The 13,665-nt window shown below is 42.0% G+C and carries 16 protein-coding genes and 1 pseudogene; 6 read left to right on the top strand and 11 right to left on the bottom strand.

Going from position 1 to position 13,665, the window contains the following annotated elements:
* Positions 1–3: 3 nt before the first annotated feature.
* The 7 genes and pseudogenes from JCM10596_RS06705 to JCM10596_RS30080 all read right to left on the bottom strand — a co-directional run bounded on the left by JCM10596_RS06705 (position 4) and on the right by JCM10596_RS30080 (position 5,235).
* Positions 4–804, bottom strand: a complete 801-nt coding sequence (locus JCM10596_RS06705; RefSeq protein WP_025026452.1) for a nicotianamine synthase family protein — start codon at positions 802–804, stop codon at positions 4–6.
* 217 nt (positions 805–1,021) lie between these two features.
* Positions 1,022–1,396 carry a fluoride efflux transporter CrcB gene (gene crcB, locus JCM10596_RS06700; protein ID WP_025026451.1) on the bottom strand — a complete coding sequence of 125 codons (375 nt, stop codon included), beginning with the start codon at positions 1,394–1,396 and terminating at the stop codon, positions 1,022–1,024.
* Positions 1,397–1,813: a fluoride efflux transporter FluC gene (locus tag JCM10596_RS06695; RefSeq protein ID WP_034680713.1), complete on the bottom strand. Its 417-nt coding sequence runs from the start codon at positions 1,811–1,813 to the stop codon at positions 1,397–1,399.
* A 24-nt stretch (positions 1,814–1,837) separates the two neighbouring features.
* Entirely contained in the window at positions 1,838–3,523 is a 1,686-nt protein-coding gene (locus JCM10596_RS27580) for a S8 family peptidase (RefSeq protein WP_081791934.1), read from the bottom strand.
* Positions 3,454–3,858 (bottom strand): hypothetical protein, encoded by a 405-nt coding sequence (locus tag JCM10596_RS27575; protein ID WP_148302524.1) that lies wholly within the window; start codon positions 3,856–3,858, stop codon positions 3,454–3,456. Before JCM10596_RS27575 ends, JCM10596_RS27580 begins: the two co-directional genes overlap by 70 nt.
* Before the next feature lie 89 nt (positions 3,859–3,947).
* Positions 3,948–4,879: pseudogene (locus tag JCM10596_RS24275) on the bottom strand (amidohydrolase family protein).
* A 29-nt stretch (positions 4,880–4,908) separates the two neighbouring features.
* Positions 4,909–5,235, bottom strand: coding sequence for an amidohydrolase family protein (locus JCM10596_RS30080; RefSeq protein WP_234410428.1), 327 nt, complete (start codon positions 5,233–5,235; stop codon positions 4,909–4,911).
* A gap of 152 nt (positions 5,236–5,387) precedes the next feature.
* On the opposite strand from JCM10596_RS30080, the gene JCM10596_RS06680 reads away from it, so the two are divergent.
* Positions 5,388–5,585, top strand: coding sequence for a hypothetical protein (locus JCM10596_RS06680; protein WP_025026449.1), 198 nt, complete (start codon positions 5,388–5,390; stop codon positions 5,583–5,585).
* Between the two features lie 45 nt (positions 5,586–5,630).
* Here JCM10596_RS06680 and JCM10596_RS06675 read toward each other — a convergent pair whose 3' ends face one another.
* Together JCM10596_RS06675 and JCM10596_RS06670 are read right to left on the bottom strand one after the other, a co-directional pair.
* Entirely contained in the window at positions 5,631–6,695 is a 1,065-nt protein-coding gene (locus JCM10596_RS06675; RefSeq protein ID WP_025026448.1) for a MerR family transcriptional regulator, read from the bottom strand.
* 28 nt (positions 6,696–6,723) lie between these two features.
* Positions 6,724–6,960, bottom strand: coding sequence for a hypothetical protein (locus JCM10596_RS06670; RefSeq protein ID WP_025026447.1), 237 nt, complete (start codon positions 6,958–6,960; stop codon positions 6,724–6,726).
* Between the two features lie 200 nt (positions 6,961–7,160).
* Between JCM10596_RS06670 and JCM10596_RS06665 the strand changes: the two genes are divergently transcribed.
* The 4 genes from JCM10596_RS06665 (at position 7,161) to JCM10596_RS06650 (ending at position 9,733) form a co-directional block, all read left to right on the top strand.
* Complete coding sequence (locus JCM10596_RS06665) at positions 7,161–7,520, top strand: BlaI/MecI/CopY family transcriptional regulator (protein WP_025026446.1); 360 nt, start codon at positions 7,161–7,163, stop codon at positions 7,518–7,520.
* Positions 7,521–7,531: 11 nt separating this feature from the next.
* Entirely contained in the window at positions 7,532–9,013 is a 1,482-nt protein-coding gene (locus tag JCM10596_RS27570) for a M56 family metallopeptidase (RefSeq protein ID WP_025026445.1), read from the top strand.
* 70 nt (positions 9,014–9,083) lie between these two features.
* Positions 9,084–9,509 (top strand): heavy metal-responsive transcriptional regulator, encoded by a 426-nt coding sequence (locus tag JCM10596_RS06655; protein WP_025026444.1) that lies wholly within the window; start codon positions 9,084–9,086, stop codon positions 9,507–9,509.
* Positions 9,506–9,733 carry a hypothetical protein gene (locus JCM10596_RS06650; RefSeq protein WP_025026443.1) on the top strand — a complete coding sequence of 76 codons (228 nt, stop codon included), beginning with the start codon at positions 9,506–9,508 and terminating at the stop codon, positions 9,731–9,733. The genes JCM10596_RS06655 and JCM10596_RS06650 overlap by 4 nt, the downstream gene beginning before the upstream one ends.
* A gap of 146 nt (positions 9,734–9,879) precedes the next feature.
* Here the strand turns inward: JCM10596_RS06650 and JCM10596_RS24265 are convergent, their stop codons facing one another.
* Positions 9,880–11,214: an aminotransferase-like domain-containing protein gene (locus tag JCM10596_RS24265; protein ID WP_034680710.1), complete on the bottom strand. Its 1,335-nt coding sequence runs from the start codon at positions 11,212–11,214 to the stop codon at positions 9,880–9,882.
* A 113-nt stretch (positions 11,215–11,327) separates the two neighbouring features.
* Here JCM10596_RS24265 and JCM10596_RS06640 point away from each other — a divergent pair, with 113 nt between their 5' ends.
* Positions 11,328–12,299 carry a DMT family transporter gene (locus JCM10596_RS06640; protein ID WP_025026442.1) on the top strand — a complete coding sequence of 324 codons (972 nt, stop codon included), beginning with the start codon at positions 11,328–11,330 and terminating at the stop codon, positions 12,297–12,299.
* Positions 12,300–12,302: 3 nt separating this feature from the next.
* Here the strand turns inward: JCM10596_RS06640 and JCM10596_RS06635 are convergent, their stop codons facing one another.
* Positions 12,303–13,655, bottom strand: a complete 1,353-nt coding sequence (locus JCM10596_RS06635) for an ABC transporter substrate-binding protein (protein WP_025026441.1) — start codon at positions 13,653–13,655, stop codon at positions 12,303–12,305.
* Positions 13,656–13,665 lie beyond the last annotated feature (10 nt).

Below are 13,665 nucleotides of genomic sequence, written 5' to 3'. Positions count from 1 at the left end.
TGTTTATGAAATCAAAGATTTTGCCTTTTCTAGTATAAGCGTGTCATAGATCGTTGTACTTTCTGTAATTCTGGTCTGAACCCATTCAGCAGAGAGATCTTGCTCTAAGGGGTAGTTAAAGATTGATTTTAAGCCATTCCCATATCTCATAATGATCTTGGCACTGCTTTGCATACAGTCCTTAACATCCTCTAAAACCTCGATCTTATCTGGGACGAGTGAGGCAATAATAATATGAGTCGCTTCTGAACAAAAAGAAAGCTGCTTCACATTTTTATTCGTAAAATGAACAAATGATTCAAGTCCAAGAGCCTTAGCTACCTGTTGACCCAGCTCTACAGCCTCAAGGTCAATATCCACGCAAAGAACCTCGGCTTTAATCTCCTTGGCAATCGTGAGGGCTGAAAGAGGAAAAGCGCCCGAACCGATAAATAGAACCTTGGACGTTGAATCCATTTGATAGACCTCAAGCTCTTTTTTTACCGTCTTGGATAATTTGGTTAGATAGCTGCTTATATCTAACTCGTTCTTACATGTACAGATTGATTGATACTTCTCAATATCACATAATGCTTTGACAGAGGCTTCCCTGACTCGATTGGAATATTCCTGGATCTCCTGATGACTTCCCCACACATTCCATTGATTTACTTTTTCCTCACTTACAATAAATTGACAAAGGTCATCTAACTTGTTTTTTAACAGCTCAAAGCAGTCGCAACATTCTTTTGAGTATAGTGTCAGTTCTGTAATCTCGTATTCTAGCAATTTCAAAGAAAGTAGTAGCTCAAATTTATCTCTCATTTGGTCTCCCTCCTCTATTATAATCGTAATGATTACAATTTGCCAATATATAGATATTATAGTAACATTTAATTCCAAATAAATCAAGACTATATGAAAAAGTCCATATAATGGGTTAAGAGGAGGGGATCTAACATTAGAAGGAGAGACGATGGTCTTTTTTTAACACATGGATTAAGCTGTAATTTGCTGAGGGGAAAAAGCAGAAAAAGAGGAATCAGCCAAGAGAGATTCCTAGAAGGAAAAAGAGGAGACTTCCTAGAATGGAGCAGGTCATATAAACAGTCGCCTTACGATACTCTTGGCTACGAAGCAATTGAACGGTTTCCACGCTAAAGGTAGAAAAGGTGGTAAACGCACCAAAAAAACCAAGTCCCAATGTAAGAAAAATAAGATCTTCATAGGGAGAAATGGTAAGTTGTTCGATATATATGCCATAAACGAATCCTAATCCTAGTGATCCTAGCAAATTGACCACCAGCATGGCTGTCGGAATAGGCGGATGTTGCCATGTCCTCATGAAGCCAAGCCCAACAAGATAACGACAAATGGCTCCGATGGAACCCCCTAACATGATATACAATAAGTTCATTTAAGAATCTTCCTCCGTTCTTTTCGTGCTTTGTAGACTCTTTCTTTCTCCATAGACCATTCCAAGCATGGCTAGAATCACTCCACCAAATAGAGAAAGAAGAACATACAAGAGGGCCATTGGAGTAGACGCGAATTGAGCAAGGAAAAAGGTATCTGCTGCAAAGGTTGACATGGTGGTAAATCCTCCACACACCCCTACTCCTAACCCTACTCTAAGCCATTCTGCCACTTTTTGATGCAGACACCAGCCAGCAAGCACTCCTAATAAGAAGCTGCCTATTCCATTTTCTAATAAGGTCCCTAGTGGGTATTCACTGCTCAATGTATATACATTTAAGCCATATCGGAATAGAGTTCCTAAGGCTCCCCCTATTCCGACCGCCAGACAATTGATCAACAAAGTAGACAAACGCATGTGTTTCTTCCTCTCCAATATCTCTTAAAAAAAGTAAGGGGACACTCGATAAAGCAAGGCTGCCATCTGAACACGTGACAGGGTTTCCTTGGGTGCAAAGGTCCCATCTTGATTCCCCACAAATATTCCATGATGCACCGTTACCTTAATGGCATTATATGCCCAATGCCCTATCTGAACGTCGACAAATGGAAGCTCTTCTCCACCCTTCTGATCCTTGAAAAAGAGCCGATACAAAATAAGAGCCATTTCTTCTCGGGTCACGATGTCTAGGGGAGCGAATTGATCGCTGGATTTGCCCGTCATCACTTCATGCTGAGCGACAATCTCAATTTCTTTTCGAGCCCAATATTTTTCCCCTACATCTCGAAAATGAACGTTTTTTCCTGCTAGCGGTTCTAATTGTAGAGCGCGGACTAGAATCATCGCCGCCTCGGCACGTGTTAATCCTTTGTTGGGTGAAAAAATATGTGGAGCTGTTCCTGTCATCCAGCCCCGTCCACCAACTTCTATGGTATCAGCATAAGCCCAATGCAAAACAGAAAGATCATGAAAGGTCACAGGAATCATCGGTTTAAGATCAATTCCCCCAGATGGATCTGATTCATCCCCCTCAGTATTCACTGCTGTCACCGTAAAACGATACGTCTTGCCATTGGTTAGAGGGGAAACCTCTATGTGGCTAGCTTGAACAGGCTCTTGATTATACCGTACTCCGTCTATATAAATAAAATATCCTGCCACATGTTCTTCTGGCGAAGGATTCCAAGACAATTCTACCCTCCCTTCGTATGCCATTCCTTGTACATTGGAAGGTGGTGAAGGAAGCACGACTTTGGGAGGCTGAACAGGTTCTTCTACCACTGGAGGATCTTTGGATTCTTCTGGTGGTAGAACAAATTGTACGAAGCCATGTCCATATCTATTATCAACCCCGGGAGTGCCCAAATCAAGCGCTGTTTCATGAAGAAATGAACGCAAACGCTCTGGAGTCCACTGCGGTCTTGCTTCCTTCAGCAGAGCTACGATTCCTGTGACATAGGGAGCCGCCATGCTGGTTCCGCTTGAATAGGCATACTGTCCGTTAATATAGGTAGATAAAACTTCTTCTCCAGGGGCTGCTAATTCAACAGCTGGACCCGTTGAAGAATAGCTGGCTCGAACATACCGATCTGTTGTGGCAGCAACGGCAATAACACTGTCATGTCTCGCGGGGTAAGCGACATTATCTCCTGTTCCCCGTTGGTTTCCTTCATTTCCCGCAGCGGCTACAATCACCATCCCTGAATGATACGCCGTATCGAGAATCTGCTGCAATACCTCTGAATGTGAATCCAGCCCAAAACTCATATTAATGACATCCATCTTATTCGTAATACACCAATCCACACCAGCTAATACATCAGATAAATATCCTGTACCACTGGCATCAATGACCTTCACACTATAGACTTCCGCATCTGGAGCGACCCCCTTGACGCCAAATCCATTATGTTGCGCACTAATGATTCCCGCTATATGAGTGCCATGACCATGGTGATCCAAAAAAGCATTCCCTTCTCCTTCTTTCGTAATAAATGAAACCCCTCCAGCAATCTTCAAATCTCGATGCTCTCGTTCAATTCCTGTATCAAGTACAGCTACTTTAACTCCTTTTCCACTATATTGATACCCCCAGGCACTTGAACTGCGAGTGCTCCTATTCCCCAATCTTGAACCTCATTCACCAGTTTCACTTTCTGATCCTTCTCTATAAGGAGGATGTTTGGATTTTTTTCTAAGGCTTTTCTTGTCTGTTCTGGCATACGAGTAATCTCCAGAGGAAGGTGCTTCGTACCTCTTAGCACTCTCCCTCCCATCCGTTGCACTAACCCACGATGTTGCTTCTTTTTATACACAACAAGATAACGGTCCTCTTCTGGTTCAGCATCAAGAGCCGTGCCGTGGAATTCCTGCCTATTCTGCTCATCCTGAAGCAAAGCTTGACAGCCACTTAGAACGATCATACAGATCAATAGTAGATACACATGCCTCATATGCCTCACGTTGCTCCATCCCTTTCATCGATTCTCCAATTTTTACTAGGTTGCTCAAAAATGTGGAGATGGATTCAAAAGATGGAGTGAATCAGGAATTAAATGCCGAACACGATTCTCTTGGCTCGTTCGGTTACCTGTCTATATAGCTCCTCTTCCTTGATCGTAAGAAGCCTGCGATGCTTCATGAGAATCCTTCCATTCACAATAGTGGTATCTACATCAGCGCCAGTGACACTATACGCCAATAAAGACTCTAGATGATGAATGGGCTGTAAATGCGGTTTTTTCATATCAATTAGGATCATATCTGCTTTTTTGCCCACCTGAAGAGTTCCCACTTGATCATCGATCTGTAATAATTTCGCCCCTTCGATTGTCGCGAGGCGTAGGACCTCTTGAGCCGAGAGGATGGTGGGATCTCCATAGTCCACTTTTTGCAGCCATGTCGCTGCTTTGATCTCTTCGAACATATCTAGGGTGGTCGCACTTCCAGCCCCATCTGTTCCTAACCCAACCGTAATCCCCTGATCAAGCATCTCCTTGATTGGGGCAATACCGCACCCTAGCTTAAGATTGCTCACAGGATTATGAACCACACCGCCTCTCATCCTTTGAGCCGTTGGATATCTCGATGATGGAGATGGACACCATGCGCTAACAGCACATGAAGCTGGTCAAACAAGCCCAGATGATACAAGTATTCCGTTGGAGTCTTGTTGTACTTTTCTCTCATCTTCTGCACTTCCTCCTTGGTTTCCGCTAGGTGGATGTGAATGGGCAGCTTTTTCTGTTGAGCTAAAAGAATGACCTCACGTAAAGGTTCAGGTGGGCACGTAAAGGGCGCATGAGGTCCGAGCATCGTTGTAATCCTGCCCTCTGCCTGACCTGACCAACGCTCGACTAAATCCAGTGCCTCCTCCATTCTTCTTCCTTGATCCTCTTCTAGGAAGATTAAGCCCCTTGTTAGCGAAGCACGCATCCCTACTTCTTCTACTGCCAAGGCGATCTGATCCATATGTAGATACATATCGGCAAATGTCGTCGTTCCTGACCTGATCATTTCCGCCATGGAAAGCTGAGCCCCCAGTAAATATCCTCAGGAGTCATGTTCGCCTCAGCCGGTAGCATTTTCTGCTCTAACCAGTCCATGAGCTTGAGATCATCCGAAAATCCTCGCAATAAACTCATAGGGGAATGCTGATGGGCATTCACCAAGCCCGGCATTGCCACCATTCCTTCTGCTTCGATCACGTCATCTACGTCTGCCGTGATGCTCTCCTTCACTTCTGCAATTTGTGTCCCTTCGATCAATAGATCGCCCTGAAAAGGCGGGACTCCTTCTTCCATCGTTAGAATCATAGCTCCCTTGATTAATGTTCTCATAAAAAAAACCCTCCTTGAATGTGTCTTACACATTGGAGGATAAACGATCACGTAAAGGAAAGGTCAAGAGAAAAACAGCCTATTTACTCTCTATTTTGAATAAATTTTGATAATGTTATAAAATTGATCTGAAAAAAGAAGGAGGGAGCACATTGAAAACATTCATAATGAAACACAAATTTGTACTATTATTTGTGACTCTACTTAATGTAATCATGCTTGCTAACTTAATTAATCCTACTATTCATGATTTTATGTCCACTTTATTGGTCGCAAGTATCGTTGGGTTTGTTCTGGGCATGTTTCTGCAATTCATCATTACATATTTAAAAAGAAAGAATACAAATTGAACATTCTAGTGAGCACTCAAGCTTGAAAGACTTTATGATCCGACTCTAGTAACCCGGTCGAATAGGAACAGCATACAGGATATGCAATAGCTCTGAAAGCTGCTGCATCTTCGTCAAATAGCCATTCTGTTCAAACCAGTTGAGCAGGATCGAACGATCAGCAAAATACTCATCTTCAATCTCTGCAATGACCTCTTCATGCCCCTCTCCTCTAAGCTTATCTAGATGCTCTATTCGTTTCTTTTCATTCTCGAACATCAGATCCACAATACAAATGCGTCCATGAGGCTTGAGCACTCTTTTCATTTCAACAAGAGCAAATAGCTTTTGCTCATCCGTTAGATGATGCAAAGCATAGCTTGTGACAACGAAATCAAAGCTGTGGTCAAGATAAGGAATCGCTAGGAAATTTCCTAATTTAGTTTCTAGATGAGGGAATTTTTGCTGACAGTGCTTTAGCATTTCTTTGGACTGATCAATCCCCGCCATGTCAATTCCTGCTGCCAGAAAAGAGCCAGCTAAATTGCCCGTACCAGTTCCAATATCTAAGCCACGTTCTCTCTCATGAGGCTTCACCCACTCTACCACCATTCGCAGGGCTTGTTCATAGCTTGGATGCTTATTAAACCCTTCACTGTGGTTGAAGACTAATTCATCGTGAATCGCTGCCTGACGATCAAAATCCCATTGATCTCTCCAGTTGGCACGTACATCACGCAACCTTTTTACCCCATTCGCCAGTTCAAAGATATGCTCCCAATCCAGAGAACGTTGTGCTTTCAAATGCTCAATCATGCGATCTGTCGTATCAATATGCTGCTTTAATTCAACCATTTGGGAAAACATCATCGAGCGTTGAAGCTCTAAAGAGTAGAGGAGCTCATCATCTTCCCCTCGATCGATTTCCTCTAATAGAGTTCTAATCTCTTCAATGGACATCCCGACTTCTCTTAGGGACAAAATTGCCTGCAAGCGTCGAGCATCCATTTCAGTAAATAAGCGATATTGATTCTGAGGATCCTTCAGCGGTGTTAATAGACTCTTCTCTTCATAAAAACGGATGGCTCGTGCAGAGATATTTAATTTCTCAGCCATTTCTTTGATTCGCATCTTTTTCATGTATCTAACCTCACTGGACTTAATACGAGATTTTTTCTCCGAGATGATTGCTATCGCGGTAAAGATTAAAGATGACTAAAAATTTGCTGTGTTTTTCGCTCGTACTAGATATATTTAGTATTTGATGGACAAGAAGCTTATCGTTTTCATATTCCCGTTCGTATAGAGCTGTTTCAGATAAGATCTGTGCTAGCGACGGATTACCATGACCCAACTCAATTTCTACAAAGATTTGTTTTGCTGGATTATTTTCCATCATACACCTCATTGAAAGAAGGAAGTTTTTTTTCGATATTTTGCAGTTTAAGTGTAACATATTCGCTTACTTTACTGTGAAGGAGAATCTCCTGTAGTTAAACGTTGGAGTTTTAGTTATCTCTTGTTGACAACAATAGACTACTGTAGTAGTATGTAGCCATAATAGAAACTACTACAGTAGTTTAGAGGAGTGTTGCTATGGACATTAAATTATTTGACTCCGAATTGAAGATAATGGAGGTTCTGTGGAAGAAGGGGGATTTGACCGCCAAGGGAATTTCGAACATTCTCAAAGAGCAGGTAGGCTGGAACAAGAATACCACCTATACGCTTATCAAGAGGTGTATTGCGAAAGGAGCGATTGAACGCAGGGAACCAAATTTTCTGTGCCATGCCTTAATTCCAAAGGAGCAGGTGCAGGAACAGGAAACAACCGAACTAATTAACAAAGTTTTTGATGGATCTGTGGATTTACTTTTTGCTTCCCTTCTGAACAGAAAAAAACTATCCGCAGAGAAAATCGAAAGATTAAAGCAGATTGTCAATGATTTGGAGTGAGGTGCAAAATTATGAGTATTGTTCAAATGAGCCTTTCTGCATCTGTTCTAATTGTGGCAATTGTACTCATCCGCTCCTTTACCTTACATAAGCTTCCGAAAAAGACTTTCCTTTTTTTATGGGGCGTTGTCATTCTCCGCTTGCTTGTACCGTTCTCGATTCCATCCCAATTTAGCTTCTACACCGGGATCGATATGATAAATCATATATTTATCCCCGAATCCTCTTCTGCCAGGATGACAAGCACCCAAAATGTAGCGGGTATTCTGAGCACGGCGGAACCTATTGAAATTGGCACAGTAGCCGTATCCATTTCACCTATTGAAATTGTTTGGTTTGCAGGGTTGTGCGCTTGCGTGTTGTTTTTCACTGTAGCCTACATCTATTACTATAGGGAATTTAGAATGTCCCTTCCCGTTGAAAATGACTTTGCCGTTCGCTGGTTGCGGGAGCATCCTTTGCGTCGATCTATTCAAATACGGCAGAGTGACCGGATAATAACTCCGCTGACCTATGGCGTATTCCACCCTGTGATCCTTTTTCCGAAGAAAACCGACTGGACAGAAGAAACAAAATTACAGTATGTCCTTACCCATGAGCTTGTGCATATTCGCCGCTTTGATACGCTTACAAAACTGGTGCTGATCGCCGCCGTATGTGTGCATTGGTTCAACCCTTTTGTGTGGTTAATGTATGTGCTGGTAAACCGCGACATTGAATTATGCTGTGATGAAACGGTCATGCGGAAACTGGGAGAAACAAAAAAAACAGCTTATGCCTTGACCTTGATTGAATTGGAAGAAAAAAAGCGTTACTTTATTCCATTAATAAGCGGCTTTAGCAGAAATGCACTTGAAGAAAGGATCGTGTCTATTATGAAAATGAAAAAATCAACCTCTTTGGTGACAGTGTTGGCAATTATTTTGGTAGCTTTGGTGGCAACTGCTTGTGCGACTACGGCTACTACAACACCTTCTACGCAAGATTCCATTATTACAACAACTGGTGCAACGATCATTCCCACCATTGTATCCGATGGAACACATTTTGATGTACAACTGATAGAGGGAGGGGTTTTTGTCATTGGAAGAGAAACATGGAACAAAGGTGAGGAAGTTATATTTAACATTAGTGCTGACAAAAATATGGAACTCAATATAGGAATACTTCCAGCCGAAAGTATGGACAGCGACAACGGGTTTGAGTATAACGGCTATGGAGTGTTCATTCATAAAAAAATTGATGTAAATTCAGAAGGGCAACAGTTATCTTTTATTGTACCCGAATTAGGGGAATATGGAATTGGTGTTCAGCATGTTAGTGACGAAAATGATCAAGATCGTAAAGAAAACTCTATAACTCCTGAAATGGATGCGTCCCTTATTAGTGGTGAAAATGATTTAAAAGCTACTAAGAATGAGATAGACCCGACTTCTATAGTATCCTTTGATATTAAGATTAACAAAGTGTTTAAAAACCCTCTAGTAAAGTAAACCATAAAAGTTAACCTTGACCCTAAACCATAGTACAGTAGATACTATACATAGAAGGGGGCTACACATCATGAAGCGTTTAACCATTGGTCAAGTGGCTAAGGCTGCCAATGTGCATATTGAAACGGTAAGATACTATGAAAAAAAGGGACTTATTCCAACGGCTGAACGAACGGAAGCAGGCTATCGAATGTTCACAGCCGAAACAGTAGAGGATATTGATTTTATAAAAAACGCTCAGCGGGTTGGCTTTACTCTTCATGAAATTAAAGAGCTGCTAGCCCTACATAAGAGTTCCTCCTTCACTCCAACAGAAGAAATGTACCATGCAGCCCAAATGAAGGTTCAAGCTATTGAGGAACAAATCAAGCAACTGCAAAACTTCAAAGCCTTATTAGAGCTTATTACCCATCACCCTGCTTCGGAGTTGCCCCTTTCTAAGGAAACATGCCCTATTTTAACTAGATTACATGGGAAAGAAGGGAAACAAACATGAATGGAAAAATCGAGGTATTTACAGCAGGATCTTATCTATGTCAGGAGATTCTTGTACAAGTCAATACATTAGCTTGTCCTAAGTGTGAAGTGATCGAATATGACTTGAATCAAAAACAGAGTAAGCCTGAATGGGAAGCTCTAGCCAAGACCTATGGAATTCAAGCTCTTCCCTCCGTTGTCTTAAATGGGAGAGTTGTAGATTTGAAGAGGTGGGAAAAATAAGGCGGTTCATTTCAACCCTGTTGAAAAGATTAGGATTATGAAAAGTCCTTAACATTAAATTCTCATCCATCCAACCTCCTGCTCCACTTTACATCAAGAAAAAAGTAGCTCAACCTTGCCCAAAGGAGAAGAGCTACTTTTTTTACTCACCTTGACCGTACCAACCTCCTCACCCCTTCTTCAATCATAGACTCCTCTACATTGAATACATTGATCTTCACGATTTTTTCCTGAGGGAAGCCGTTCATATAATTCCGATTCACAGATTCAATCAGGACTTCTTCTTTCTCTAATCTACGCATAAACTGGTTCATATTCGTTGTTGAAGGTAACACAATATGTGTATGCATACAGAGGGAAGAGGAAGGGTTTCTATTTCCCATAGTAAAGCGATCATTCTGATGCTTCACTAACGCTTCATAAAGCAGCCTAGCCCGAGAGATATAGGACTCTCGGATTCTTTTTTTATGGCGCTCGAACATTCCGCTCTTAATATAAATCTCTAGCGCTGCTTGTGAAATCATAGAGCTATCAATATCTAGTATTTTTTTGTACTGCTGAAAGGCTTCCATGATGGCTCTTGGTACGACTGCTACCCCCACACGCAAGCCAGGAAACATGATTTTGGAATAGCTCTTCAGATAGATGACACGTTCATTTACATCATACGCATACAACGGGTCAATCTTCGAATCCTGCTCGTAATCTGCTAAATAATCATCTTCAACAAGATAGACATCGTATTGATCTGCAAGGCGTACCAGCTCTTTCATCTCCTTTTGGGAATAGGAGGTTCCTAAAGGATTGTGGAATCTAGGCATGGTATAGAAAAATTTGATATCCTCCTCACGAAACAGCTTTTCTAGCTCTGCGAAGTTAAGCCCTTCTGCTGAACGACGGATACCTAGCATAGGAAGATTGTTCATCTCAGCATGCTGAATTAACAAATGGTAGCTCGGTTGCTCAATGAGAATCTTGGTTTTACGATTAGGAAAAGGCAAGCTATTAAGGATCGCCAACGCTTGTTGTACACCTGAGGTAATAAAAATCTGTTCCGACTTCGCAAACACCTGATAGCCTTCAAGCTGCTTCTGAACGATCTCAATCAATGACGGTAAACCTTGTGGAGTACCGTAGACAAATAATTCATGCTGATAGGTATCAATCGCTTTATTGATACAATGTTGAAAGTCGACATAAGGGAAGTGACTCCAATCTGGAGCCGAAGTCGCGAAATCGATCTTTGTTCCCTTGGACTCCTTTCCTTCAAAGCTTCTTTTGACAACATAGTAGCCACTTTTAGGTACAGAATAGACCAAATGTCTCTTTTCTAGCTCTTGAAATACCTTAATAACCGTACTTTTACTACAGACATATTGCTCAGCCAAGGAGCGAATCGAGGGAAGTTTTGCTCCTGTTTTATATTGTTCGTTCTGAATTAATTCTTCCATTCTTTGAAATAAGGCTTGATACTTATACATCTCACCCTCCCATCTGTACCGGTACAGTTATACTATATCCTCATTGTATAGGAATCTTCTACCCGTTACGATAGAAATACGCAAAAAAACAGAAAACGGAGGAAGTGCTTGAAATGAAAATAAATCAAAAAGTGTATGTCGCAGCTCTAGGGTATTCGATTATTATCGGTTTCTCTTTTATGTTTGTAAAAATCGCTTTAGAATCAGCTACACCAATGGATACCTTAGCCCACAGGTTCACTGCATCTTTCCTAGTGGCGTCCCTCTTTCTTTTTTCCAGCAAAGCTAGGTTTCGCATCCAAGTGAAGGATTTTCTACTCATTTTACCATTAGCCCTCCTCTACCCCACTTTATTTTTTACCTTTCAGGCTTATGGGCTGGTCTACACCACTTCTTCGGAAGCAGGGATTATTTTTGCTACCATTCCTATTCTGACCATGATTCTCTCCGCCCTCTTTCTCAAGGAACGTTCTGCGGGGTGGCAAATCTTCTTTATCTGTCTCTCGGTCAGTGGAGTCCTCTATATTTCGGTGATGAATGGAGTGAACGTTCATTCTTCGTCTAGTATGACTGGAACAATTCTCATCCTGCTTTCTGCCTTATCGTCGGCTGCCTACAGTGTCTTAGCTCGAAAGTTAACCCAGAAGTATTCTCTCTTTCCTTTGACCTATATCATGGCAGGGATTGGTTTCATTGCGTTTAATACGATGGCGATTGTACAGCATGTCATCAAGGGCACTTTATCTGGTTTCTTTACTCCACTATCGAACGGAGGATTTCTCTTCTCCATTCTGTATCTTGGCATCCTCTCTACATTGTGTACTTCTTTTTTAACCAATTATGCCTTGTCTAAGATGGAAGCCTTCAAAGTGAGTGTCTTCAACAATCTAGCCACCTTGATCACCTTATTTGCTGGCGTCCTGCTTCTACAGGAAGCCATGCACTACTATCATGTGATAGGAACCATTGTCATTCTCGTAGGGGTCATTGGAACCAATCTAACTGGAAAAAGAATAAAAAAAACCCTGGACACAAACGCTGTCCAAGGGAAAGAAACGATTTCACAGAACTCTGTCGGCGGATGAAGATTATTTCTTCGTCCTCCTATCGTTTTCTAATTCTCTATTGATTTCCTCTTGTACCTTCTCTAAGGCTTTCATTGGATCGGCTCCATCATGTAAGCTTTCAATAGCATTCACAACATGCTCACGCACTTCAGGGAAGACTCCCATTAACGCTCCTTGTGTAGCAGGTGTTAACGTCGTGTTTTGTAATTGCTTAACGGCTGTGACAAACTGTGGATGCTTGGCATAAATATCTTGTAGGACAGGCTCTTCATGAGCTGCTTTTGTAATAGGGAAATATCCTGTGCTTGCAGCCCATTTCGCTTGTACATCGGGACGAGCAGAGAACTTAATAAATTCCCACGCTGCTTCCTGTGTTTCCTCTGCGATTCCCTTCATCATCCATAGCGCTGCTCCCCCGACAATCACTCCTTGGGGTTCCATTCCATCTGGAACAGGTAAAAACGCTGTTCCTACTTCAAATTCCGCTTCCATCACATTGCCCGCTGTAGAAGCTGAAGAATCTAAGTACATAGCTACTGTTCTAGCCTTGAAAGCCGCACGGTGATCATCCCAGTTACGCCCATAATTCCCTAAGGTGCCATCTTGCTTCATCGCTGCTAACCAACCAAACCAATGTTGACCCGCTTCTTGATGAATCAAGGATTCTGTTGGCTCACCACCACGCCCATTTTCATTATTAACATAAAGCGCTCCCTGATTAGCAATCATTTGCTCTGTAAACCAACCATGAGTAACTACTGAAAAACCATCTACTTTTCCTCCGAAATGATCTCGAATCACTTTCGCTGCTTCGCGTACTTCGCTATAGGTTTTTGGCGGGTTTTCTGGGTCTAACCCTGCTTCTCTAAATAACTCTTTATTATAGAACATGATTGGATTAGAGGAGTTAAATGGCATGGAGTAAAGCTTCCCATCCACCTGATAATAGCCTAGTATATTTTGCTCAAATCCACTTAGGTCAAATTGATCTCGTTCAATGAAGGTATGCATAGGCTCAATAAATCCGCTTTCGATCATATATTTCGTTCCCACTTCAAAGACCTGTACGAGCGCCGGAGCCTGAGCTGTTCCTCCTACCTGTCTTAATTGAGTCAGAGATTCCTCATAGCTCCCTTGGAAAGCAGCCTCAACATAATACTTGTCTTGAGATTCGTTAAACGCTTGGACCATCTCTACCACTGCTTCTCCTGCTGTTCCTCCTAAGGCATACCATAAATCAACAACGACTCGCCCATCCTCTGTTTTCTTCACTTCTCCGCTCGTACTAGCACTACAAGCGGTGGTTACAAGAAGAATAAGAGCCAGCATACTAATAAATCCCCAGCGTCCATAAGTTTGAATTGATTTTTTCATTTTGATTTCC

Origin of the sequence: Caldalkalibacillus mannanilyticus JCM 10596 (assembly GCF_000615945.1) — a bacterium.
In the GTDB taxonomy this organism is placed as follows: Bacteria; Bacillota; Bacilli; order Caldalkalibacillales; family JCM-10596; genus Bacillus_AT; species Bacillus_AT mannanilyticus.
Note: the sequence above shows the minus strand (reverse complement) of the source record. Positions and strands in the feature narration are given on the sequence as shown.